This is a genomic window from Nitrospira lenta (assembly GCF_900403705.1).
Taxonomy (GTDB): domain Bacteria; phylum Nitrospirota; class Nitrospiria; order Nitrospirales; family Nitrospiraceae; genus Nitrospira_D; species Nitrospira_D lenta.
This window is the reverse complement of the sequence record NZ_OUNR01000017.1, coordinates 158388-180462: the sequence shown is the minus strand read 5'-3', so window position 1 is coordinate 180462 and position 22075 is coordinate 158388. Positions and strand designations below refer to the sequence as shown.

Below are 22075 nucleotides of genomic sequence, written 5' to 3'. Positions count from 1 at the left end.
CCGGCAGGTCTTACGGATTCGCAAACTGCAGTTTCGTTCCCTTCTCGATCTTCAATCCATCCACGGTTCCGGCGGCAATCTCCAGCACGTACATCGCCCCGTCATTCGGGCGGTATTGGGGGCAGGAATCATCTGTTCTGGTGCAAATCGGCACGTTCCGTTCAATGTGGATCACGCGCTTTTTTTCATCCATCCAAATCAGATCAAGTGCGATCAGGGTGTTTTTCATCCAGAAGGTCCATTCCTGGGCCTGGTCGAAGAAGAACATCATGCCATGGTCTTTTTTGAGGTGATCGCGGTACATCAATCCGGCGGCGCGTTTCTGTGGGGTATCGGCGATTTCAGCTTGAATGACGGTTCCTGAAGGGGTCTTCACGGGAATCAGCCGTGCAGCTTGGTTTCCGGGAGGAGACGTGGCGTCTCCGCTGGACGGGCCGACCAAGCCGAGCACCATGAATGCCATTAGGATCGCGCGAATGAACATGGAGGCATGGTACTGGCCGGCATGGTGGCAGTCAAGATATCGCCATCGCGCGATGGCGTGGAGCAATGGTGTTGTGTGAGCGAGGTTGGCCGCCTTGCAATCCCGAGGAGACCTGTGCGATCCTCGGCCATCTCAGTCAGGAGGTCCGTATGAAGGAAGTTCGCAAGGTTCATTACGTGAAGGGTGTGTTTGTGTGCCCGAGCTGCCGCCAGTCGTATGTCCAGGAGAAATGGATCGAAGCCTGGCGTGTGCGCTGCCATCGTTGCGAGTATCGTGGAGCCCTCACGGATGTGTCCGTTGAAGAGCGGATGGAAGAGGAAACGTTTCGGCGGTGATCCGGTTTCCACCTCTTGTCGGGCATGAGGACCATGGTCAACCCACAGGTCCTGTGCCCACCGCACTCCCCATTCCTTTCTTGCCTACCGCTCTAGCCTTCTGTCTTCTTCTTTTCATCGCCATTCTCGGGGCCAGTCCTGTCTCTGCGGATGAGTCTGCTCACCTCTCCGTTAAAGTTCTGGTCGCCTACCATTCTCTCTCCGGGAATACTGAACGGATGGCCGAGGCGGTGGTCGACGGCGCGAAGAGCGTTCCGGGCACCGTGGTCGTGATGAAACGAGTCGGGCAGGTCACGGCAGACGATTTATTTTCATCCGATGCGGTCGTCGTCGGTTCACCGGTCTACTGGTCCAACATGTCGGGGGAAGTGAAGACCTTCCTCGATAATTGGCAGTTCAAGTTCGGAGTCTTTCCTGACTTTAAAATGAAAAATAAGGTCGGGGCAGCCTTTGCCACGGGGGGACAGATCTCGAGCGGCAAAGAGGTGACGATGCTGACCATTCTGGCGGCGATGCTCGGGAATCAAATGATCGTCGTGAGCGGCGGCGGCGCATTCGGCGCTTCTGCGACCACTGAAGGCGATAGTCCCGGCATCGACAACAAAGAGCTGGCCGACGCCAGAGCCTTGGGCCAACGGGTTGCCGAAGTTGCCGCGTTCATCCACTCAGCTCCTACCCGCTGAATCTTTTTCGACAATCTGAAGTTTTCTAAATAGCTGGGCACGCAGCGGGGGACGGAAGGTGATATTGACCGCCTGTCGCGCTTCCGTGAAGGGGTGTGGCGTGCGGTGAGTTGATATTGAGAAGAGGGTTACCGGTCTGTTGCGCGGGGGCAGGAGGTCGCTGATGCTTGAGTCGCAATCTCGACGAGCTCACCAATATTCTTTGCGCAACGTCCGCAGCAGCCGTTTTCCTTGAGCTTGAACTTGGCTTTAAGGGCGCAGGGAGTCACGTGGCCGGCCCGGCCAGCTTCACGAACGTCCGATTCAGTAATCCCGTTGCAGAGGCACACGTACATGGGAACCTCCATGAACGATTATGATAACCATTCTCAGTGTAATGGCATGCGGGGATTCTGTCAAGTCTCTTTCGATAAGCCAGAAGTAGGGTGTTTGGCTATCTCGAAGTCGCCGCTTTATCAGGACTTTGTCAGGAAATGGTCGATTCCAATTGGACGACCATTTCGCGGATCGTGTCGAATCCTGATTGCCAGAAGGCTTCCGCCGTCATATCGACGCCCACTTTGGCCAAAATATCCTGGGGAGCTTCAGACCCGCCGGTCTCCAGGAGCTCCAGGTACTTTGGGACGAAAGCCGCACCCTGGTCCTTGTACATGCGGTACAAAGCCAGCACGAGCAGATTGCCGAAGCTGTAGGCATAGCAATAGAACGGGCTGGCGAAGATGTGGGGGATACTGAGCCATTCCCACTGAAACTCATCGGGGACCTTGACGGCCTTGCCGAACTGCTGGCGGAGTTCGCTCAGATAGGCTTTCGCCAGCTGGTCACCCGTCGCGCCGTCTCCCACCATCTGGTGCGCAAGTTTTTCAAAACGGACGAAATAGGCCTGGCGCAAGACCGTGGCATAGATATCGTCGAGCTGGCCGATCAGCAGTCCCTGGCGAACGGCTTTGTTGCGCTCCTGAGACATCAGCGCATCGGAGAGAATTCGTTCGCCGAAGACCGAGGCGGTCTCTGCGAGGGGAAGGGTCGAGTGGAAGGTAAAGACGGAGTGATCCTTGGCCATCATTCCATGGACGGCGTGTCCCAGCTCATGGGCCATGGTGGCGATGTCGCGGGCTTCGCCGGTATAGTTCAGCATGACATAGGGTGTCATGCCGGGGACGACGCTGTAGCAGTAGGCGCCGCCGAGCTTGCCTGAACGGGTCGGGCCGTCAATGTGCCGGTCCGTGAAGACCTGCTCTGCCAGATCGGCCAGGCGAGGAGAAAAGCCGCGATAGGCCTCCAGCACCATCTTTGCCGCGTCCACATACTTGTACTTCTTGGCCTCCGTGCGGTGGGGCGTATAGAGGTGATAGCGGCTCATCGGCGTGATTTTGCAGATCTTTGCTTTGAGTTTGAAATAGGTCTGAAAGATGTCGGCGTTCTTGGCGCAAGCTGAGAGCAATACATCGACCGCCTGATCGGGCACATCGTTACTGAGGTTGCGCGTCGCAATCGGAGAGTCGAAGTGGCGGAGTCCGAGGTTTTCCGACTTCCAGTCGTTCACAAGCGTCTTGTAGATTTCGCCGAGCAGGTCTCGCTGGCCTGAAAACACCCGGTAGAGTTCTTGATAGGCGGCCTGCCGCACGGAGGCTTTCTGGCTGCGGACATACGCCATCAGTCCTTCGCGGTTCATCGTCTTCTTTTTTCCGCCGACCGTCAGCGTGAACGTAAATCCGTTGGTCACGATGTCGTAGAGTGTATGAATCGCGCTAGACCCCGTCACATTTTTCAGATTGACGATTTTTTCTTCAGGTTCCGACAACGTGTGCGGCTTGAATCGCCGGATGGTTTCCAGGTGATACCGCAGGTCGCCGGCATCGGCCATGAGACGGGCCGCATTCGTGTCGTCGACGCTTTGCCACCAGAGTTCAAAGAACAGCAGACGGTTACTGAGGGCGGTCAGCCGTTCCTCGACCTGAGTCTTGAACGAGCGGGCCGCGTCGTCTTTGGTGTTTTCTGAAAACCAGAGATAGGCAAAGGCGCCTAATCTTGATGAGCCTTGCGCGACGGCCTCGCTGCATCTGAGTAACGCGAGCAGATCCTGGCTGGACATTGTCGGCGACAGACCCGGCCGAGCGGCTTCGATCTGTACCACGTTCGCGTCCAACTCGGCCAGGAGCGCATTCAGTTGACGCGTTGGATTCTTGACGAGATGGGTGAGGTCCCATGTATCGGAAAACGTCTTGGGTTTGGATTGGCGCGATGAGGAAGCGGTTTTAGTAGAGGATCTGCCGACCATCGTCTTCTCCTTCGTGAAGCAAGGGTGAATGAGCAGAGATCATACCATTGAGACCGGCGAAGCACGGAGAAAAAGCGCGAAGCGATATGGTCACGGCCGCGTTGACAGCGGTCCGACGGGATGTGAAAATCGCCTAGCAAAGGAATTGAACATGACTGATCAAGAACTCAATCGGGCAATCCAATATGTGACGGCCAGCACCTCGTATGCGCGAGAGGTTGTGGCGGACATCATCAACACTGGTTTGGGTGAATTGTCGGCCATCGGGTCGCAGTCGTCGCGGCGATTTGAACGGGCGACGTTACTGGAATATGTGACGCAATGGGCCATTAAGCGCACAGGGCAACCTGAGCCGTTGGTCCGCGAAGTGCTCGGCTGTGCCAGCCGGTGGTTGGATGAGGTGTATGAAGAAGTGGCGAAGCGTCAGCCGGAAGCGTTGGGGCTGGCTTCCAACGATGATGAGGGGACGGAAGCGGTGTGAGTCATGGCGCGGTTTCGATCTCGAAAAACATTCAAGCTAGTCACTCATCTTCGGGAAGGTCGTCAGGCCCCGCTGCCTGCCTGGAAGCGGGAAGAGCAGGGGTTGTCACGCGATCTTGAGGAGCGCTGTTCGACGGTTCAGCAGCACTGCGGCGACGAAGCCAGTCATCTGCGTTTAGGCCGCCTCGTCCCTCGTCTGACCCACTATGATTTCGGTGTCAGAGAGTCCGCGCTGGCCGAGCTTGAATTGGCTACTCAGCTGATTCGTGTCGGCGCCCGAGTGAATTTTCTGCCGGAGTCGCAAGCGCGAACCGCCGATCTGGAATGTTATCTGGGTCGGGAGCGGTTCTTTGTCGAAGCGACCGCCATGGTGGGATCCGCAGAACGCCGGCAGCTGCCGGTTCGTGGTCTGGCTGAGATCGATGTGCAGGGCGACGAAGAGGATCGTGGCGTCATCCTGATCCATCGCATTCTCGCGCGCATCCGGCAGAAGGCGAAGCAGTTGGCCGACTACTGCGATCCGGTGGTGCTCTGTATCTCCGTCCCGCGTGCGGACCTGTTGGGAGACAAGACGAGCCGGCATGAAGAAATCTGGCTCGACCTCAAGGCGCTGGCCGGTTCGGTCACGGTGCTTCTCACGACATTGCGGCAGCTCAGTGCCGTGATGATTGCCCTGTGGGATGTGGAGCCATTGCCGTCGAAGGCAGGGACGAGACTGGCCAACGTCGATCTTGTTGAACGGCCGAAGCGGCAACGAGGCTATCCGCGTGTCCGGATGTTCGTGCAGAACCCCGGGGTACAGTCACCGCTGACAGCGTTACAGCAAGAGACCTTTCGGCAGGTGCTCTAAGCGATCAGTTGGGAAGCGAACTCTTCAACATCTCCAGATTCTTCGTCACCATGGCATCGCCGTTTTTCGTCGAGACATCGATGCCGGTGCTCGACACCGCGCGACATTCGTCGATCCGGCCGAGCTTGTGCAGAGATTGTGCGAGGGCGTAGTAGGCGGCAGAATAGGTGGGCTTCACCGTGACGCATTGCTGCAGGGCCTTAGCCGCTTCCTCAAAGTTGCCATCTTCCATATAGGCTTTCCCGAGACCGAACCAGGCCACCTCGTCGGTCGGTTCAATCGCGAGCACTCTCTTCAGCGGTTCGATTCTGGGATTGGGCATGTCGTCCTCCAGGCAGGCTGGTGAAAAAGCCCGCCAGCGGCGTTCTCGCATCGCTCAGAGGCTCAACGTACGGAAAAAGTACGATTCGCCTCTTCGCTCGTTGCGGCCTTGCTGGACGGGCTTTTTGATCAGCCTGCGTAATTGATCATCGACCGTAGCACGCATGTTCGCTCGTTGTCTATGCCGATTCCTGCATGCTAATCTGATTTGATACAGCAGGGTGATGCCTTTCACGTTGTACCTCTAACGGCTGACGGCTTTTCGCATGGGCAAGACCGGACTCGTCTACGATCCGCGGTATCTCGAACACGACATGGGGCTGGGCCATCCCGAGTCGCCGAACCGGCTGCGCGCGATCATGCAGCAGCTGGAGCAGAGCGGGACGATGGCGCAGCTGATCCGGATTGAGCCACGCATGGCCGAGGATGAGTGGATCTCTCTGGTGCACACGGAGGCCTATCTTGCCTCGCTGAAGCAGCATGCGCCTGCGAACGGTCGTGTCTCGCTCGATCCCGATACCTCCATGTCTCCCGGTTCGCTCACCGCCGCCTATCTGGCAGCGGGAGGGGTGCTGGCTGGCGTGGATGCGATGATGGCGAAGCAGGTCGATCAGGTCATGTGCGCGGTACGGCCTCCGGGACACCATGCCGAAGCTAATCGCGCGATGGGATTTTGTCTGTTGAACAATGTTGCGATCGCCGCACGCTATGCCCAGAAGAAACATGGTCTTTCCCGTGTCTTGATTGTCGATTGGGACGTGCATCACGGCAACGGCACGCAGCACAGTTTTGAAGCCGATCCGTCGGTCCTCTTTTTCAGCACGCATCAATTCCCGCACTATCCCGGTACCGGCCGCGAGTCGGAGCGGGGCCGTGGCGCAGGGGACGGCTACACGATCAATGTGCCGATGGAAGCAGGAGCAGGTGACGACGAGTATCGGGCCATCTTCCACAAGGTGCTCGTACCGGCGGCAGAGCAGTTCAAGCCTGAGCTGGTGATTATCTCCGCTGGATTCGATGCACACAAAGATGATCCACTCGCCGGCATGGGATTGACCGAGGCGGGCTACGCGGAGTTGACCGGCATCGTCGCCGGCATTGCCACACGTCACGCGCAGGGGCGCATCCTTTCGTCCCTTGAAGGCGGATACAATCTTACCGCCTTGGCGGCTTCCGTCGACGCCCATGTGCGCGGGTTGTTAGCCGTATGACCAGGCTGGTGAAAATAGGGTTGGGCGTGGTCGTGCTGGCCGCCGCGATCTACGTCTATTACACCGAGATCAAGCCGGTCGTGATTTTCGGTCTGCGCGATGAGTATGCGCACGCGATTCCCTTTCAGAAAGTGCCGGAGGGTCTGACGAGTCTGAGTGCTGAGTCATGCGGCCAGTGCCATCGCGAGATCTATGACGAGTGGAAGACTAGCATTCATGCCCATGCCTATGAAGATCCGTTTTTTCAGGCTTACTGGAAGAAGGATAAGAACATCTGGGTTTGCCTGAATTGCCACACGCCGTTGGAAAATCAACAGCCGACCTTGGTGAAGGACATTCCGCGCGGTCGAGTGGAGAAGGCGGTGCAGGAGCCCAATCCGCACTATGATCCCGCCTATCAAAAGGAATCGGTCACCTGCGCCGCCTGCCATGTGCGCGACGGGGTGATCTATGGCCCCTTCGAAGATTCGGCCGCGCCGCATCCCACGAAGTTCGACCCGAACTTCCGGACGACCCAGGTCTGTCAGCGCTGTCACAATGTCGTCTCAGGCCCTGCCCAGTTCTACAATGTGGGCCCTTGCGGGACGTATGCCGAATATGAAGGCAAGTTCTTTATGCAGGAGCGGGGCTTCATCTGCCAGAGTTGCCACATGCCTGAGGTGACTCGCCCGGTGGCGCCAGACAGCCCCATCCGCCATGGCCGCCGGCATTTGTGGCGGGGCGGGCATGATCCGGACATGATTCAACGGGCGGTGGCCATCGAGGTCAAGACGGATACCCCGCAGCCCAAACCGGGCGACGAAATCTCCTTTACGCTCAACCTGATCAATGCCGGTGCGGGGCACAAGATTCCGACCGGCGACCCAGACCGGTACTTTACCATCGAGTTCTCCGTCGAGGACGCGCAGAAGAACGTGTTGGATCAGCAGAAATCGACGATGGGTCGCTGGATTCTGTGGCAACCGGCCATTCTCGAACTGTACGACAACCGCCTCCTGCCTCTGGCGAGCCGGGAGTATAGTTTTGCCTATCGTCTCCCCCCCAAATCAGAGGGCTTGATTCTCAAGGCACGGGTGCAGTACCACATTCTCACGGACAAGCAGCACGAGATGCTGCGGACGAAGTACGGACTGACGGGGAACGACCCCTATCGGTTCGTGATCTATGAACGGGAGTTTCCTCTTTCTGAAAAACTTGCGGCGGTCATGGAACAGGAAAATCGCCGGCAGACCGCGCTCAGCCGTCTGCAAGAAGGAACGAGTTGCAAGGTGCAGGCTGCGAGCTGATTCGATAGGAACAAAGGAACCACATGACACACCCTTTATTGATGGATACGGATACGTTGCAGGAACGGCTCGGACAGCCCGGGTTGGTGATTATCGATGTCCGGGGGAAATCGGCCTATGAGTTCGGCGGTCACATTCCCGGTGCCGTGCATTCGACCTGGCACGAGTACAGCGATCCGAATGCGATTCCGAAAGGGCTCCTGAATCCCGATCTGGCTCAGATTGAGCGGCAGCTCTCGGCCTTAGGGATCAGCAACGACAGCGAAGTGGTCATCTACTCTAACCCCTTCGACAACTGGGGCGATGAAGGGCGCATGTTTTGGATGCTGGAATATCTCGGGCATCAGAACTTGAAGGTGCTCGACGGAGGCTGGGTTAAATGGACGGCGGAGAAACGCCCCTTTGGGCATGGCCGTGAAACACCCAAGCCGGGGACCTTTAAAGCCAAGCCAGTAAAAGCCGTGGCCATTACGAAGGATGAACTCAAGCTCATTGTTCGGCAGGCGCACCCGCAGACGGCTGTGTTGGATGCGCGCAGTCTGGAAGAGTTTCTCGGGAAGGAAGTGTCGGGGATTCCGCGACCCGGACACATTCCGTCCGCAGTGCATGTCGCGTGGAACACGTTTCTCAACAAGGACGCGACGGTGAAGGATTTCGTCACCATCAAAGATGCGTTGCAGGATAAGGGTATACAGGATTCCCAGGAGATCGTCTGTTACTGCACCGGCGGCGTTCGATCGGCCTGGCTCTATTTTGTGCTGAAGCTCGTGGGCTATCAGCAGGTCCGCAATTATCCGGGATCCTGGTGGGAATGGAGCCGGGACTTTGCCTGTCCGGTTGAAAAAGACATCCAGGGGTTGCAGAAAATTCTGGGGTTCAACGAGTCGGCGCGACCTTCTTGACAGTCAAAAAAGCGCTGTGTAAGGTGAATTCACGAGCGCATAATTTTTTGAACTGATCTGCGTAATCCTAATCTAAACCAGGGGGAGGTCAGAATGACAAGGTCTATTCGCCGCGGAATGTTGGTATTGGCGGCAGTGAGTGCGATGGTGGCCGGTCCGGTCATGACCGGGTTGGCGTTGGCGGATAATAAGCATGTAGCCGAGGCCGTTGAGCATGCGAAAGAAGCCGCAGCTCATGGCAAGCAGGGCCATGCCGATGCATTGGTGAAGCATGCCGAAGGTGCCCTCCACCATGCGGAAGCGGCCGGTATCAAGAATCCTCATTTGGACGAAGGCGTCAAGCATCTGAAGGAAGCCGTCGAGCACGGGAAGGCCGGTCACGCCGATGTGGCCACGCAGCATGCCGAAGGCGCCGTGACGCATTTGTCGGAAGTGAAGTAATTCGTTTTCAGCGTACCGGGGTCGGCGGTCAGCCGACAACCAGAGTGTTTGGAGCGGGCAGGGGACCACAACCCTGTCCGTTCTTGCTTGAGGCGGAGGACGCGCCGTGCGAATCGGGTATTACCAGTATGAGCCGGAGTTTGGTGCCGTCGCCAAGAACCTGGACGCGATTCGCGCCATGCTGGAGCAGACCGAGGCCGATCTCATGGTGCTGCCGGAACTCTGCGCGTCGGGCTATCAGTTTGTGTCGGCCGAGGAGGCGCTGCGACTCTCTGAACCGGTGCCGGACGGAGCGACGACGAAGATGCTGGTGGATGTCGCTAAGCGCCGTCGGATGCATATTGTAGCGGGCTTGCCTGAGCGGGCGGGATCACACTGTTACAACTCGGCGGTGGTCGTCGGGCCGTCCGGATTTCTCGGCTGTTATCGAAAGAGCCACCTATTTTTTGAAGAGACGCTCTGCTTCGCTCCCGGTGACACCGGCTTTCAGGTCTGGGATATCGGCGCGGCCAAGATCGGTGTCATGATCTGTTTCGATTGGTACTTTCCGGAATCCGCGCGGACCCTGGCCCTCATGGGGGCGGACATTATCTGCCATCCTTCGAATTTGGTCTTGCCGAATTGTCCGGACTCCATGCCGGTGCGGTGTCTGGAGAATCGCGTCTTTGCAGTCACGTGCAATCGTATTGGGACCGAAGCGCGCGGCGGCAAAGATGCCCTCACGTTCATCGGCAACAGCGAAGTCGTCAGTTCCCGCGGCGTCATTCTGCAACGGGCGCCGCGCGACCGTGAAGAGCTGGCTGTGGTCGATATCGATCCGACCGAAGCACGGAACAAGACGCTCACCCGCTACAACGATCTGCTCGGCGATCGCCGACCCTCGCTCTATCACAAGTAGTGTCTCCCCGTGAACGCGGGTTGTCGTTCAGCGGCCGTTCTCAGCGCAGGCTTGCGCCGCGCGAGTGAGCACGGTAGGATCTTTCTATGGACCTGGAACTCGGCAAGGGCATTTTCCTCGTGGCGACGCCCCAACTGCGCGATCCGAATTTTCGGCAGACGGTGGTGCTGCTCTGTGAACATGGCGACGAAGGCGCGCTCGGTGTAGTCGTCAACCGGCCGACGGCTATGTCTATCTCAGAAGCGCTCCCGCAGGTGCCCATCATCGAAGGGGCGAGCCACGTGCTCTATGCCGGGGGGCCGGTGCAGACGAATCATGTCATGCTGCTGTACCGGGTCGACCAGTTGCCGGAGAATTCTCACCACGTGTTCGACGGCGTGTGTCTCGGCGGAGACATGGGCGTGGTCGAACGGATTCTCACTGGGCCGACGACGAAAGATTCCTTCCGCGCCTATCTCGGCTACTCGGGCTGGGGGCCCGGTCAGCTGGAATCGGAGATGAAAACCGGTTCGTGGATTACCTTGCCCGCCGATTCAAAAATCGTGTTTGAACAAGATCCGGCTCAGGTGTGGCAGGAGATTCTGCTGACCCTGGGCGATACCTACAAACACTACGCGGATATGCCGTTCGACCCTTCCTGCAATTGATCGCCCTATTCACGTGTTGATCTTTCCCACTTTGCGATCGCGCCACGGCTCCATTGAAGCCCGTCGGCGGCAGTGTTAGGCTGCCTGCATGGGATGCCTTCCCCGTTCTCCTGGTGCAGTCGGTCGGTGCATACGACTGATCAGTCTCTTCGTCGCCGCGTTTCTTTCTTCTCACTGCGGAGTCGGATACACCATTTATAAATCAGAGTCGAAGCTGGATCGGCTGGCCGTGCCGATGACCAAGGCGCAGGTGCTTGACGAGATCGGCCGTCCCGACCGCGTTTTGCGGGATGATGGCCGGCTTCTGGTGTGGGAATATTCCCTGACCACCCGCAATCAATGGCTCTATGAGCTCGGCCTTTGTCCGATCTCGGTCTGGATCGGCGGGTGTGTTTTCTATCCCTTCACCAACATCGCCATGGAACGGCAACGTGAATATCCTCAGCATGTCGTGTTGGTGAATGAAGAACTCTGTACCTGGGGTCCCCCGGTTGCGATCTTGCAGCGGCGAAAGTCGTGCGAGGTGGCCGGCGTGCCGCATGGCCGGATGGACGGCCGGACAGGCCGGCCTGAGCCGGTCGTAACGGGGTTGGGGCCGATCAATCGTGACTCCATCGATCGGTACCGCACCATGGCGGTGATGTTGTTTGAAGACGGGCCGAATGCGCCGGGCTCCGGCTCGCGCGTGGCGGGGATTGTGACCACCTTGTTGTTGGATCTCGAGGTGAACATGGTCGAGCGTGCCAAGCTCGATGAGGTGCTCAAAGAGCAGGTGATTCAGCTGACCCATGCCGATGATGCCAATGTGTTGAAAGTCGGCAAGCTGGTCGGCGCCCATGCCATCATCGTCGGCGGCGTGCAGCAATGGGAGCAGCACTCTGAAGCACGGACGAACAGCGTAGCGCTCTCGCTGCGGATGATCGATGTGGAAACCGGCCAGCTTCTCTTCAACGGCGAAGGCCATCTGACCGATCAGACCACCGACGATCCGGAGAGCTCCGCCCGCATCATTGTTCATCGCATCCTGGCGCGGTTTGGCTCGCAGACCGGCCTGCTCGGGTCGGGACACATTGGCGTAAATTGGGAACTGCTGGAAACGGGCGGCGCTCGCTACTATGCCGTGCGGGAACTCCGCAGTGGCCTTCCGGCAGAGAAAGCCGGGCTGCTCGTCGGAGATGAAGTCGTCGGCTGTAACGGATCTTCACTCGCTGGGGTCACCTCAGAACGCGAAGCCAAGCGAGTGTGCCAGATTGAGGCGGGGCAGTCGCTGAAACTCGATATCCGTCGCGGAGGTTCTACCCTGGAACTCGGCATCGTGGCCGAATCAAGGCCGGGGTTGTGAGATGCCGTTTATACGAGGCTATTTGATGCGAATCGCCATAAATGTCAGATCGTCATGAATGAGCGGTTCTACCGCGTATGCCTGTAACGCCGACAGGACGGTATTTCTAATGGTCTGAGGATTGCTGTCACAGGTATTGAGCAACGCCTGCAGCCGTTCGATCCCAAAAATCTGGCCTGTGGCGTCGGGAGTTTCGATAATGCCGTCGGTATACATAAATATCGTGTCTCCTGATGCCAGTGTGAGCGTTTCCTGGTCATAGGGGAAATCTCGGTTGATGCCGAGGAGCGTATTCGTGACATGGTCTGAAGGGGGAAACGTCATTTCATGCCATGCACTGTCGGTTGTCCTCCGCAGCAAGGCCGGCGGGTGGCCTGCATAGGTATAAAAGAATTTCTTTTGTTCGCGGTACCACGCCACCACGGCGGCGGTGGTAATGGCCTTGTAGCCACAATCCACTGCGGCGACATTCAGTTCTGCCAGGACTTCATTCCCCTGTACGTTATTCATTTTGCTTCGAAGGGAATTGCACATCCACTGACTCGTGTCGGCCACCGCGGCGCCGTGGCCTAACACATCGGCAATTGCGATGCGAGAGAGCAGGTCGCTTTCACATACGCTGAAGTAATAAATGTCCCCGCCTTTGCCGCCCTCGCAGGCTGCGGAGAATAGACTGACTTCAAGCCCACTGGTCGTGACGGTCATATCTTTGTCCTTGATGCCGCACCAAATTTCTCCACAGGCCATGACTTTATCCATGTTCGCCTCCTTTGTCTGATGGCGTCTGCCGCTTCTTGGCCATCAGTATCGGCAGGTTATGCCCAATATTGAGTCGCTATCTGGCCTGCGAGGGATAAATTTAGGTCAATCTATGGTGGTTATTTCTCACTGAGTGAGATGCACTGAGCGATATAAGCGATATCCCTGAGGAGTAGGGAGCTGAAGCCTGCTCAGGGCGCTCTGTCCTACAAGGGGCTAGGGGACAAACTGTGAAGAGAAAACCTATTAGGTCTCACTCGATAGCGCCATGCCTGCTGGAGTGTCCGTGGCAGGGTGGTGAGCCAAAGAAGGTGAGTCGTAGTAGCCGAGGGAGCTTGTCGCCAGTGACGCGACGAGGATGGACATTTCCAGTGTAGGCAAGATTAGAAATGAAAATGGATATCGTGAATCCAACCTCGCCAAAAATGCTTGCGCCGAGAACGTGGCACCGGGCAGATCGACCGACAACAGGCAGAGTTTGATAGAGACGGCGGCGGAGAAAGGCGGCAAGATCATGCCCAGCGCCGTGCTCCTATCATTGCGTCAAGGCGGTTGCTAGAAATCTTCCCGTGTATGACGTCGATACTTTCGCCACCTGTTCCGGTCTCCCTTCCGCGATAATTTGTCCGCCTGCCGCGCCGCCTTCGGGGCCTAAGTCGATCACCCAGTCGGCTGATTTGATCACGTCCAGATTATGCTCCACGACGACCAGGGTGTTGCCTGCGTTCACCAGCTTGTGCAGGACGGCGAGGAGTTTTTTCACATCTTCAAAGTGCAGGCCGGTCGTTGGCTCGTCCATGATGTAGAGGAGGTCTTTTGCCGATCCGTCTTTCAGCTCTGCGGCGATTTTGAGCCGCTGGGCTTCGCCGCCGGAGAGGGTGGTGGCGGATTGCCCGAGGCGCAGGTAGCCGAGGCCGATGGAAGAGAGCAGATGCAGCCGCTCTTGCAGTTTCGGCGCGCCGGTGAAGAATTGCACCGCGTCATCCACCGTCATCGCCAGGACTTCTGCAATCGTCTTCCCGCGATAGTGGATGGCCAGGACTTCCGGCTTAAACCGCTTCCCGTCGCAACTTTCACAGGGCACATAGAGGTCTTCGAAGAAGTACATCTCCAGCTTTTCCACGCCGGCGCCTTCACAGCGCTCGCACCGGCCACCGGTGGTGTTGAAGGAGAAGTGCCCCGGTGTCAGCCCCTGGCGGAGCGCGTCGCGCTCGGAGGCGAAGAGTTGGCGGATCTCGTCGAAGGCTTTTAGATAGGTGATGGGATTGGAGCGGGGGGTGCGGCCGATGGGTTGTTGATCGATGAGGCGCACGCCCTTGAGGTGCTCAATGCCTTTGATGGCTTTGAAGCGTCCCATCGGGAGCGCATCGACCCGAAAGGCGCGCGCCAAGGCGCGGTACAACGTGTCTTCGACGAGTGTGCTCTTGCCGGATCCTGACACACCGGTCACACAGATGAACATGCCGAGCGGCAGCCGGACGGCGAGATCTTTTAGATTATGTTCGTTGGCTCCCGCGATCACGAGCACCTTCCCGTTGCCGGACCGGCGGGATTTCGGGAGGGGAATCTGTTCTTCTCCTCGGAGGTAACGGGCCGTGAGGGCGCGCTTGTCCTGAATAAATTCCTTGGCCGGGGCGGCGCAGATGATCTCGCCGCCCCGTTCGCCGGACTGCGGTCCGAGTTCAACGAGATAGTCGGCCGACTCGATCATGTGGCGATCGTGCTCTACGACAACGACGGTGTTGCCGACGGCGGCGAGGTCTTTGAGAATTCCGGCGAGCAGATCGGTGTCGCGAGCATGGAGCCCGATGGTCGGTTCGTCGAGGACGTAGAGTGTGCCGACTAGTCTGGCACCGAGCTGATTGGCTAATGACACCCGCTGGGCTTCTCCGCCGGAGAGCGTTTTCGTTTGCCGGGCCAGCGTGAGATAGCCCAGGCCGACCCGCAGCAGGAACCCCAGCTTGGCCTTCAACTGGCGGAGAATGTCGGCGGCAATGTTTTGCTCGAACGGCCGCAGGGTCAAGGCTTCCAGCCAATCCAGCAGGCCTGCAATCGTGTGGTCGGTGATCTCGTGAATATCGGTGCCGGCAATCTTCACGAAGCGGGCATCCGGCTTCAACCGGCTGCCGTGACAGGCCGGGCATTCCACTGGCGTACGATAGCGGCTCAGGAGCACGCGCACATGCAGCTTGTAGCGTTTCCCTTCCATGTATTCGAAGAAGTCGTTGATGCCGTCGAAGGACTCATCGCCGTTCCACAGTAGCGCCTGAGTTGCTTTCGGGAGGCTGCGAAACGGGGCCGTCACGTCGATGCCCTTCCGTTTCATGGCCAGCAGCAGCTGCTTCTCCCACCAATCCGTTCCGGGCTTGCTCCAGGGCTCGATCGCACCGTCAGCGAGCGATTTGCCGTGGTCGGGAATGACGAGTTCCGGATCGTAACGCAGGACATTGCCGAACCCTTTGCATTCGGGGCAGGCGCCGATCGGATGGTTGAAGGAGAAGAGGATCGGCCTGAGTGGTTCAAAGGTGCGACCGCACTGCTGGCAGAGGAAATGGGTGCTGAAGGAGTGATTGCCGTGGCCGATCACCTCGACCGTGCAGCGGCCTTCGCCCTCGCGGAACGCGGTCTCGATCGCTTCGACGAGGCGGGTTCGATTATCCGCGCGGATTACGAGCCGGTCGAGTACAACATGCAGTGTCGGCTCTGTGTGAAGCGGCGGATGAGCGGTCTCAAGCAGATCCAGGATCTCGTTGCCGGCCTTGAGGCGGGTAAATCCGCGAGTCAGGAGCGATTGGCGGAATGCTGACTCCAGCGCGGCGGTAGGCGTGGCGACAGAGAAGAGAATCATGGCGCGCGCGTCAGGAAAGCGTGTGAGCAGCTCGGTAGCCACCGTGTCAGGCTGGAATGAACGGGCTTCCTGATGGCAGTCAGGACAGACCGGCTTGCCGATCTTGGCAAAGAGCAGGCGGAGCAGGTCTGAGATTTCCGTGGTGGTGCCGACGGTCGAACGGGCGGTACGCACCTGGTTCTTCTGTTCGATGGCGATTGCCGGCCGCACGTTGAGGATGCGGTCTACGTCGGGACGCGCTACTTTGTCGATGAACATGCGGGCGTACGTCGAGAGGGATTCCACATAGCGCCATTGGCCTTCGGCGAAGAGTGTGTCGAAGGCCAGGGACGATTTGCCTGAGCCGGACAGGCCAGTGATCGCCGTGACCTGATTGTGGGGAATACGGAGTGAGATGTTCTTGAGATTATTCTGCCGCGCGCCTTCGACAATGAGGTCGGATGACGAAGGCTTGGGCAGAGGGGTGATGTCCACGGCGTGCGCTCTGGTCATGGTAAAGGGAAGATCCTAGCAGCCGGCCCTTTCTGCTTCAACGGGGAACGGGGAAAGGCTTGGCGGCGGCGTTCAATAGTGAGAGGATGGGGGCATCCACCGGGAGGGACGCATGACTCTGACGACGACACCGAGCATTGAGGGCAAGCGAGCGGTCAAATATCTGGGGCTTGTCAGCGGGGATGCCATTCTGGGCGCGAATATTTTTCGCGATTTCTTTGCATCGATTCGGGATATTGTTGGCGGCCGGTCGGCTTCGTACGAGGCTGAGTTGCGGAAGGCCAAGGATATTGCTATCGGTGAAATGCGCGAACAGGCCAGGAATCTCGGGGCCAATGCCATTGTCGGGATCGATATCGACTACGAAACGATCGGCGCCAGCAGCAGCATGTTGATGGTAAGTGCCAGTGGCACGGCGGTGGTCGTCGAATAGCCGGCGTCTCATGGCACTACTGTCGAACGTAGAATACCTTGAGTTGGGCCGTCAGATCGCCCGGATCCTTGGCTCCAGTCTAGAAGGAGCCTCATCAGATGCCCTGCGTGAATTGGCTCTGGCCTACGATCCCTCAGCCAGCGATGCCCGGATCAGCGCCGAGGTCTTTCTCTTTCACAAGTTTCTTCTCATGCAAGCCTGTGCCGGTGTCTTTCCGGAGTCACATGTGGCGCATGTGGTCGGCGGGTTTTTCGCTGCATTGAATGAGAAGATGAATGGCTTGGAACTCGGTTCGGACCGGCAGCAGGCCATGGAGCAGATGTGGCAGCTCCGTGCCGGGCAATTCGAGCAGCCGTTTTCAAGCGATCGGGCCGAGTTTCTTGCGGCCAGTCCCAATGCCTTCCATTGGAAACTGACGATCTCGCGCTTTTGTCAAAATGTAAAAGAGATCGCCAATCCCCCCGACATTTGGGCCGGCACCAACAGTCCCTCTCAGGAAGCCAGCCGTCGAGTCACTCACGCCCTCAATCAGATGATCTCAACGCTCAACGAAATGAACCGGCTGCATTTCAGCGGTGTGGTGTAGCAAGCAGCGAGATTCGGTTTCAGTGTTAAGCGGAGGGTGTTGGCATGACTCCTACAGAACATAAGGCTGCGTCAGAAGCGCTTCTTCTTGAGAATCGCATTCCTGTTAATAAGAACCTTCCGTTGGTTGAGTCGAGCAAAGATGTGCATTTACGTTCGAGAGACGAGTTGTTAAAGAGACTTATAGCCCTTTGGGCAGTTGTTGGGGCCGCTATCTTGAAAGATAAGCGACATTTTGGGGCCTATATCAACAGCCGCAATTATCAGTCTTGGCTTTCGAAGCGCGAAAGTTCATTTTTGCTTACCAATTCTTTACGCGAGAAGGAGCGTATCCAGTTTTCCTGGAGACTTGAAAGTCTTTATTTTCTATCCTGGTGCGGTGGACTCATTAAGGGCATCAAGATTCCAACGGAACAATCAAGTGTTGAGCAAATCATGGATCTATTTCCTCAGGAAATGGAAGAGCCCAGTAGATTACGGGAAGCGATTCAAATCCGAGAAAAGGAAGAAATCATATCTTGGGCTGACCTTCTGTATCGCTTGCACTGGGCTGTCCGCCAATCGGAGTATTCGGAGAAGAAAGAGTTTCCCTTGGAGAGAGAGGTGATTCAAGAGTGGCATCATGCGGTTAACTGGATGACATGTTACGAAAGTGAAGATGATTGGGACATGGTTGGCACAGACACATAGGTTGCAAGAGCTGTCTCATACCGTAAGAAAATGAGCTTCCTATGATTACTTCCCCTGTTGATTGATTAGGTTGGTGTGTCTTTTGTCTGTTGTGCTACTTGTAGAACTGTCTAAGTTCTTGATGCGGATCTGAATCTAAAGTGTTGGACGTGAATCTTTCTTTATATCTGGATCGGATCAACTATCACGGCAGGCATGGGGCGACGCCTGAGGGATTGCGCGCGCTTCATCTCGCCCATGTGTTCACGGTGCCGTTTGAAAACCTGGACGGCTATCGAGGCGTTCCGGTGTCGCTGGAGCCGGCTGACTTGTTTGCCAAGATCGTGACTGCGCGTCGTGGCGGGTACTGTTTCGAACTGAATGGGCTCTTCAGTCTGCTCCTGGAGGCCATGGGGTTTGAGGTGACGCGGCTGATCGCGCGGGTGTGGTATGGGGCGAAACCGCCCTATCCGAGAAGCCATCAGGTGCTGTTGGTGAGAGTCGGCGAAGAGTCCTGGCTGGTCGATGTCGGCTTCGGCGGGAATGGATTGCTTGAGCCGATTCCGCTCTTGGCCGGGCCTATCGCCAGGCAGCTCGACGAGCAGTTCCGGCTCACGTCGCTTGAGTCAGGAGAGTTTCTCTTGCAGTGCTTGGTGCATGCAGAATGGGAGAGTCTCTATGCGTTCACGCTCGAACCGTATTGTCCCGTCGACTATCGGTATGCCAACTATTTCCACTCCCATTCCCCGGACTCCCTGTTCATGCAACGGCGGGTCTGTACGATTCCGACGAGAGAGGGACGTACGACGTTGGTCGATCAGAGTTTGAATATCCGGCGATACGGAAAGAACGAGAAATCAGTGATCGAGAGTGAGGCCGCCTACGCCCGCGCGCTTCGCGAGCATTTTGGCATCGTCCTGCCGTAACCCTGCCGGATCCTATCGGATGATCAGCCGCACCAATCCGACGCAACTGATATAGAGCGCGAGTGAGCCGACCATTGCCGGCCAAAAGCCGAAGCGCGGAACGCCGGCAATCATGGATACGACATAGACCGTCCAGGGCGGCACGAACCACAACAGATTCTTTGCGTAGCTGACGATCGCGTCGTTGCCGCCGTTCAGATAGATCAGGATAAATGTGGCGCCGGTGATGGCGGGGAAGGTGCTGGCGAAGGCCGCGAGGAACGATCGGCCCTGCGCGCCAAGGTACGTCGACAGGCTGACGATGGTCCCGCCTAAGAGAAAGTAGAGTACATATCTGCCCCAGTCGTTCACGGATCAGGCCTCCTTCGATTGCCGGTTTTTGCCTACGCTGAATCGTGCGCAGCGATTCTACCCAAGTGCCATTCGCACCGCACTATACATCACCATGACTTCGACGGCATGCGCGACGATGGGGATATAGAGGTTGTTGGTCTTGAGCCGCAGGGCCCCCCATACGAGACCATCCCAGACCGCGATCCAGTGCAGGTGTTGGAAGGTCGTCACCATAAAGGGGTCGAAGGAAAATGCGACGGCGCTGGTGATGAGGGCCAGAGGAGAGAGGCGCCGGATGAGGGGGGATTGCCATAGCGGCGCTTCGAGCACGGCGAGTCGCCCGAGGAGAAATCCTCGAAAGTTAATTTCGACGAAGAGCGCGATGCCGACGATCACCCAAGGCAGCATGAGGGCGAGAGGGATGCGGGCATGGGGGGTGTCTTTGAGAAACGTGATGTCGAAACCCATGGCGGGGATTGCCGTGAGAATCATGATGGTGTTGAGGCCCCCGAGCCCGAGACCGATCGCGACCCCCCACCAGAGGCCGGCTGGCAATCCACGCGGGTACAGACCGAGAAGCGGGAGCGCCGGGCGGTTGTAGGTTGCCCATAACGCGAGTGCGAGATAGGCCAGGATCTGAGGAGCAAACTGAAGGAGTGTCAGTTCTTGCAGCGACGTAGGGAGACTGTAGAAAACAAGAGTGGCGGCTATCGGGAGCAGCGCCAGCGCCGCTCCTCGTTCATGTGCCTGAACCGTAGTCGTTTGTCCGCTCGGTTCAGGCGTCGGCATCGAGGACTATTGCAATTGTAGATTGTACCGATCCAACGTGGTGGCCTTATGTCGTGCCAGGTTCGAGAGCGACTTATTGTAATCGACGACCGACCGGAGCTCGTTGCCCTGGGCGGTCGCGAGGTCGCGCTGGAAGTCGAGCACGAAGCGCGTGGTGCTCAAGCCGACTTTCAGCCTCTCTTGCTCGGCCTGCAATTGCTTCTCGGCCATGATGCGGGCGGAGCGGGTGGTCTCGATCCGCTTGAAGTCGGTCTGCACACGGCGGACGGCTTCGCGCACGCCCACAATGATTTGCTGCCGCACGCTCACCAGGGAGGCTTCGGCGTTCTTGAGTTCGAGTTGACGCTTGTTGTAGGTGCTGACTGCTGAGCGGTTTCCGAGCGGATAGCTCAAGACAAGCCCTGCCCCATAATTATAAAAGTCGCCGCTTAGATTTTTGCTGACCGAATCACCGTAGTCTTTCCCCAGTCCCGCCATCCCGAGCGTGCCTTGAAGCGAGAGGGTGGGGAGCAATTGGTTGCGGGCAAACTGCTTGTTGAGCTCGCCCGATTCGAGGTTCTTCTTGGCCTGGACGATTTCCGGGCGCTGTTCGATGGCGGTATCGATGGCTTCCTGCAAGCTGATGGGCTCGAGCACCACAACCGGCGCATCGGTCGGCGTCAGGCGCACATCCTGTCGCAGTTCCTCTTCGCCGGGATTGAGCAGCCGGCGTAACTGATCCTCCTGGTCGCGAATGGATTTTTCCGCCACCAGGACTTGTTCCACTCGTGACGCGACGGCGGCTTCGGCCTGCAGGACATCGACGATCGACATGACACCGGCTTTCGTCTTGGCCCGGTTCGTTGCCAGCAGCTCTTCCGCCGCCTTCAGGGCCGCCTGTGCGACCTTCAGGTTCTCGTTCGCAAACACCAATTCCCAATACGTTTGTTCGACGGTGGCGAGGACGGTCAAGACGCGATCGCGGAACACGTGCTGTTCGACGTCGGCATTATTCTGCGCAACCTTGATGAACGTCTTGGTAATGTCGATGCCGGCGTTGCGCAGCAGGGGTTGGGTCAAGGTAAGCGCCAGGCCGCCGGTATAGGCAGGATTGAACAGGAATCCGGTCGCCACGTTCTGGTTCACGTTGGTGCGGGCGGGGCTGTAGTTCACATCGACGTTACCGCCCGTGATGAGATTTTGCGTCGCATCGACGGTAACGGAACTGTTGCGCTGATCGAATGTTTGAATGTCCGACAGGGAGCCGCCGGTGCCGCCGAAGACCGGCCGATTGAGCGGGGAGACTTGGCGGTTGTATTGGCCGTTCACGCTGAAGGTCGGATCGAATTTGGCTTGCTCAATGGTGATATCGAATAACCGGCTCTCTTTTGTCTGGCGGCTGATGGAAATATCCAGATTGCTTTGCAGTGCCCGCACGGCGGCGTCGGGCAGGGAAATGGCGTCGCGCCGTTCCGCTGGCGTGCCTGTCTTGACGGGACCTTGACTCCAGCAGGGGCTGGTTGTCAGAAACACGAGTGTGACGACGAGACCGCTTCTCCATCCGGACGCGAGATGAGCGTGGAACCTCATGAATCCTCCTTGATCGACAGGCCGAATAGGCTCATATTATACTGATCGTCTGGAGATTGTCATGGCTCACCACATCCAACCATCGGGTAGACGTATGAAGCGGCGTTCGATCACGAGTGCGCTCGTCAGGACGGGTCTGATGGTCGGCGCGCTGTTTGTCGCGTGCGCGCCGGTTTCGGCGCAGACGGTGTCCGGGGTCCGGTCGTTCGATGGCGGCGTAGGGCCGCTGTTCAATTTGGCTGGGCCGGGCAGTCTGTACCTTGATGGGCAGGGAACGCAGGGATATTTGTATCAGCCCGGTGGGAATATGGAGACGTATAGTTTTCGGAACCCGACAACGGGGCAGGCCTGGAGCGGCGCGGCGATGACCTTTGGCCCGCAACTTTCAATCGGATTGATCCAGGGCGCCAACCAGGGCGGATCACCGCTGGTCTTACCCGGCCCTCCCAGACAAACCAGTCCGCTCCCTTCGATCTCTTCAACGCTGCTCGACGAAATCCCCTAACAGTCT

At 57.8% G+C, this 22075-nt stretch carries 26 protein-coding genes; 16 read left to right on the top strand and 10 right to left on the bottom strand.

Features of this window, described 5'->3' with window-relative positions; translation table 11 throughout:
* Positions 1-10: 10 nt before the first annotated feature.
* A complete protein-coding gene (locus tag NITLEN_RS12595; protein ID WP_121989968.1) occupies positions 11-484 on the bottom strand; it encodes a DUF192 domain-containing protein in 474 nt (157 codons plus the stop codon).
* Between the two features lie 149 nt (positions 485-633).
* On the opposite strand from NITLEN_RS12595, the gene NITLEN_RS12590 reads away from it, so the two are divergent.
* Together NITLEN_RS12590 and NITLEN_RS12585 are read left to right on the top strand one after the other, a co-directional pair.
* Complete coding sequence (locus NITLEN_RS12590) at positions 634-819, top strand: hypothetical protein (RefSeq protein ID WP_121989967.1); 186 nt, start codon at positions 634-636, stop codon at positions 817-819.
* Positions 816-1502 carry a flavodoxin family protein gene (locus NITLEN_RS12585; RefSeq protein ID WP_121989966.1) on the top strand — a complete coding sequence of 229 codons (687 nt, stop codon included), beginning with the start codon at positions 816-818 and terminating at the stop codon, positions 1500-1502. The genes NITLEN_RS12590 and NITLEN_RS12585 overlap by 4 nt, the downstream gene beginning before the upstream one ends.
* Before the next feature lie 128 nt (positions 1503-1630).
* Here NITLEN_RS12585 and NITLEN_RS18900 read toward each other — a convergent pair whose 3' ends face one another.
* Together NITLEN_RS18900 and NITLEN_RS12575 are read right to left on the bottom strand one after the other, a co-directional pair.
* Entirely contained in the window at positions 1631-1837 is a 207-nt protein-coding gene (locus NITLEN_RS18900; RefSeq protein ID WP_181416845.1) for a (2Fe-2S)-binding protein, read from the bottom strand.
* A 131-nt stretch (positions 1838-1968) separates the two neighbouring features.
* Complete coding sequence (locus NITLEN_RS12575) at positions 1969-3783, bottom strand: M3 family oligoendopeptidase (protein ID WP_121989964.1); 1815 nt, start codon at positions 3781-3783, stop codon at positions 1969-1971.
* 151 nt (positions 3784-3934) lie between these two features.
* On the opposite strand from NITLEN_RS12575, the gene NITLEN_RS12570 reads away from it, so the two are divergent.
* Positions 3935-4264 carry a hypothetical protein gene (locus tag NITLEN_RS12570; protein ID WP_121989963.1) on the top strand — a complete coding sequence of 110 codons (330 nt, stop codon included), beginning with the start codon at positions 3935-3937 and terminating at the stop codon, positions 4262-4264.
* 3 nt (positions 4265-4267) lie between these two features.
* Positions 4268-5113, top strand: coding sequence for a hypothetical protein (locus NITLEN_RS12565; protein ID WP_121989962.1), 846 nt, complete (start codon positions 4268-4270; stop codon positions 5111-5113).
* Between the two features lie 4 nt (positions 5114-5117).
* Here the strand turns inward: NITLEN_RS12565 and NITLEN_RS12560 are convergent, their stop codons facing one another.
* Complete coding sequence (locus NITLEN_RS12560; protein WP_181416844.1) at positions 5118-5435, bottom strand: tetratricopeptide repeat protein; 318 nt, start codon at positions 5433-5435, stop codon at positions 5118-5120.
* 265 nt (positions 5436-5700) lie between these two features.
* Between NITLEN_RS12560 and NITLEN_RS12555 the strand changes: the two genes are divergently transcribed.
* The 7 genes from NITLEN_RS12555 to NITLEN_RS12525 all read left to right on the top strand — a co-directional run bounded on the left by NITLEN_RS12555 (position 5701) and on the right by NITLEN_RS12525 (position 12161).
* A complete protein-coding gene (locus NITLEN_RS12555) occupies positions 5701-6645 on the top strand; it encodes a histone deacetylase family protein (protein WP_121989960.1) in 945 nt (314 codons plus the stop codon).
* Positions 6642-7931: a multiheme c-type cytochrome gene (locus tag NITLEN_RS12550; RefSeq protein WP_121989959.1), complete on the top strand. Its 1290-nt coding sequence runs from the start codon at positions 6642-6644 to the stop codon at positions 7929-7931. Before NITLEN_RS12555 ends, NITLEN_RS12550 begins: the two co-directional genes overlap by 4 nt.
* 23 nt (positions 7932-7954) lie before the next feature.
* Positions 7955-8833, top strand: a complete 879-nt coding sequence (locus NITLEN_RS12545; protein ID WP_121989958.1) for a sulfurtransferase — start codon at positions 7955-7957, stop codon at positions 8831-8833.
* A 93-nt stretch (positions 8834-8926) separates the two neighbouring features.
* A complete protein-coding gene (gene smbP / locus NITLEN_RS12540) occupies positions 8927-9274 on the top strand; it encodes a small metal-binding protein SmbP (RefSeq protein ID WP_219999446.1) in 348 nt (115 codons plus the stop codon).
* Between the two features lie 106 nt (positions 9275-9380).
* The gene (locus NITLEN_RS12535; protein ID WP_121989957.1) at positions 9381-10172 is read left to right on the top strand and encodes a nitrilase-related carbon-nitrogen hydrolase; all 792 of its coding nucleotides are present in this window, start codon (positions 9381-9383) and stop codon (positions 10170-10172) included.
* A gap of 86 nt (positions 10173-10258) precedes the next feature.
* Positions 10259-10819: a YqgE/AlgH family protein gene (locus NITLEN_RS12530; protein WP_121989956.1), complete on the top strand. Its 561-nt coding sequence runs from the start codon at positions 10259-10261 to the stop codon at positions 10817-10819.
* An 88-nt stretch (positions 10820-10907) separates the two neighbouring features.
* Positions 10908-12161, top strand: a complete 1254-nt coding sequence (locus NITLEN_RS12525; protein ID WP_121989955.1) for a CsgG/HfaB family protein — start codon at positions 10908-10910, stop codon at positions 12159-12161.
* Between the two features lie 18 nt (positions 12162-12179).
* Here NITLEN_RS12525 and NITLEN_RS12520 read toward each other — a convergent pair whose 3' ends face one another.
* The 3 genes from NITLEN_RS12520 to uvrA form a co-directional block, all read right to left on the bottom strand.
* Positions 12180-12920 (bottom strand): PP2C family protein-serine/threonine phosphatase, encoded by a 741-nt coding sequence (locus NITLEN_RS12520; RefSeq protein WP_121989954.1) that lies wholly within the window; start codon positions 12918-12920, stop codon positions 12180-12182.
* Positions 12921-13173: 253 nt separating this feature from the next.
* Entirely contained in the window at positions 13174-13395 is a 222-nt protein-coding gene (locus NITLEN_RS18895; protein ID WP_121990175.1) for a Na+/H+ antiporter NhaA, read from the bottom strand.
* Positions 13396-13455: 60 nt separating this feature from the next.
* A complete protein-coding gene (uvrA, locus tag NITLEN_RS12510; protein ID WP_121989953.1) occupies positions 13456-16260 on the bottom strand; it encodes an excinuclease ABC subunit UvrA in 2805 nt (934 codons plus the stop codon).
* Between the two features lie 112 nt (positions 16261-16372).
* Between uvrA and NITLEN_RS12505 the strand changes: the two genes are divergently transcribed.
* The 4 genes from NITLEN_RS12505 (at position 16373) to NITLEN_RS12490 (ending at position 18873) form a co-directional block, all read left to right on the top strand.
* Positions 16373-16693 (top strand): heavy metal-binding domain-containing protein, encoded by a 321-nt coding sequence (locus NITLEN_RS12505; RefSeq protein WP_121989952.1) that lies wholly within the window; start codon positions 16373-16375, stop codon positions 16691-16693.
* A gap of 10 nt (positions 16694-16703) precedes the next feature.
* Positions 16704-17279, top strand: coding sequence for a hypothetical protein (locus NITLEN_RS12500; protein ID WP_121989951.1), 576 nt, complete (start codon positions 16704-16706; stop codon positions 17277-17279).
* A gap of 44 nt (positions 17280-17323) precedes the next feature.
* Positions 17324-17968, top strand: coding sequence for a DUF4272 domain-containing protein (locus NITLEN_RS12495; protein WP_121989950.1), 645 nt, complete (start codon positions 17324-17326; stop codon positions 17966-17968).
* A 149-nt stretch (positions 17969-18117) separates the two neighbouring features.
* Positions 18118-18873 carry an arylamine N-acetyltransferase family protein gene (locus tag NITLEN_RS12490; RefSeq protein WP_181416843.1) on the top strand — a complete coding sequence of 252 codons (756 nt, stop codon included), beginning with the start codon at positions 18118-18120 and terminating at the stop codon, positions 18871-18873.
* A gap of 12 nt (positions 18874-18885) precedes the next feature.
* Here the strand turns inward: NITLEN_RS12490 and NITLEN_RS12485 are convergent, their stop codons facing one another.
* The 3 genes from NITLEN_RS12485 to NITLEN_RS12475 are packed head-to-tail and all read right to left on the bottom strand — an operon-like array spanning position 18886 to position 21564.
* Positions 18886-19224 carry a DUF3147 domain-containing protein gene (locus NITLEN_RS12485; RefSeq protein WP_121989948.1) on the bottom strand — a complete coding sequence of 113 codons (339 nt, stop codon included), beginning with the start codon at positions 19222-19224 and terminating at the stop codon, positions 18886-18888.
* 57 nt (positions 19225-19281) lie between these two features.
* The gene (locus NITLEN_RS12480; RefSeq protein WP_121989947.1) at positions 19282-19995 is read right to left on the bottom strand and encodes a CPBP family intramembrane glutamic endopeptidase; all 714 of its coding nucleotides are present in this window, start codon (positions 19993-19995) and stop codon (positions 19282-19284) included.
* A 6-nt stretch (positions 19996-20001) separates the two neighbouring features.
* Entirely contained in the window at positions 20002-21564 is a 1563-nt protein-coding gene (locus tag NITLEN_RS12475; RefSeq protein WP_121989946.1) for a TolC family protein, read from the bottom strand.
* 61 nt (positions 21565-21625) lie between these two features.
* Between NITLEN_RS12475 and NITLEN_RS12470 the strand changes: the two genes are divergently transcribed.
* Positions 21626-22069, top strand: coding sequence for a hypothetical protein (locus NITLEN_RS12470; RefSeq protein WP_146216178.1), 444 nt, complete (start codon positions 21626-21628; stop codon positions 22067-22069).
* Positions 22070-22075 lie beyond the last annotated feature (6 nt).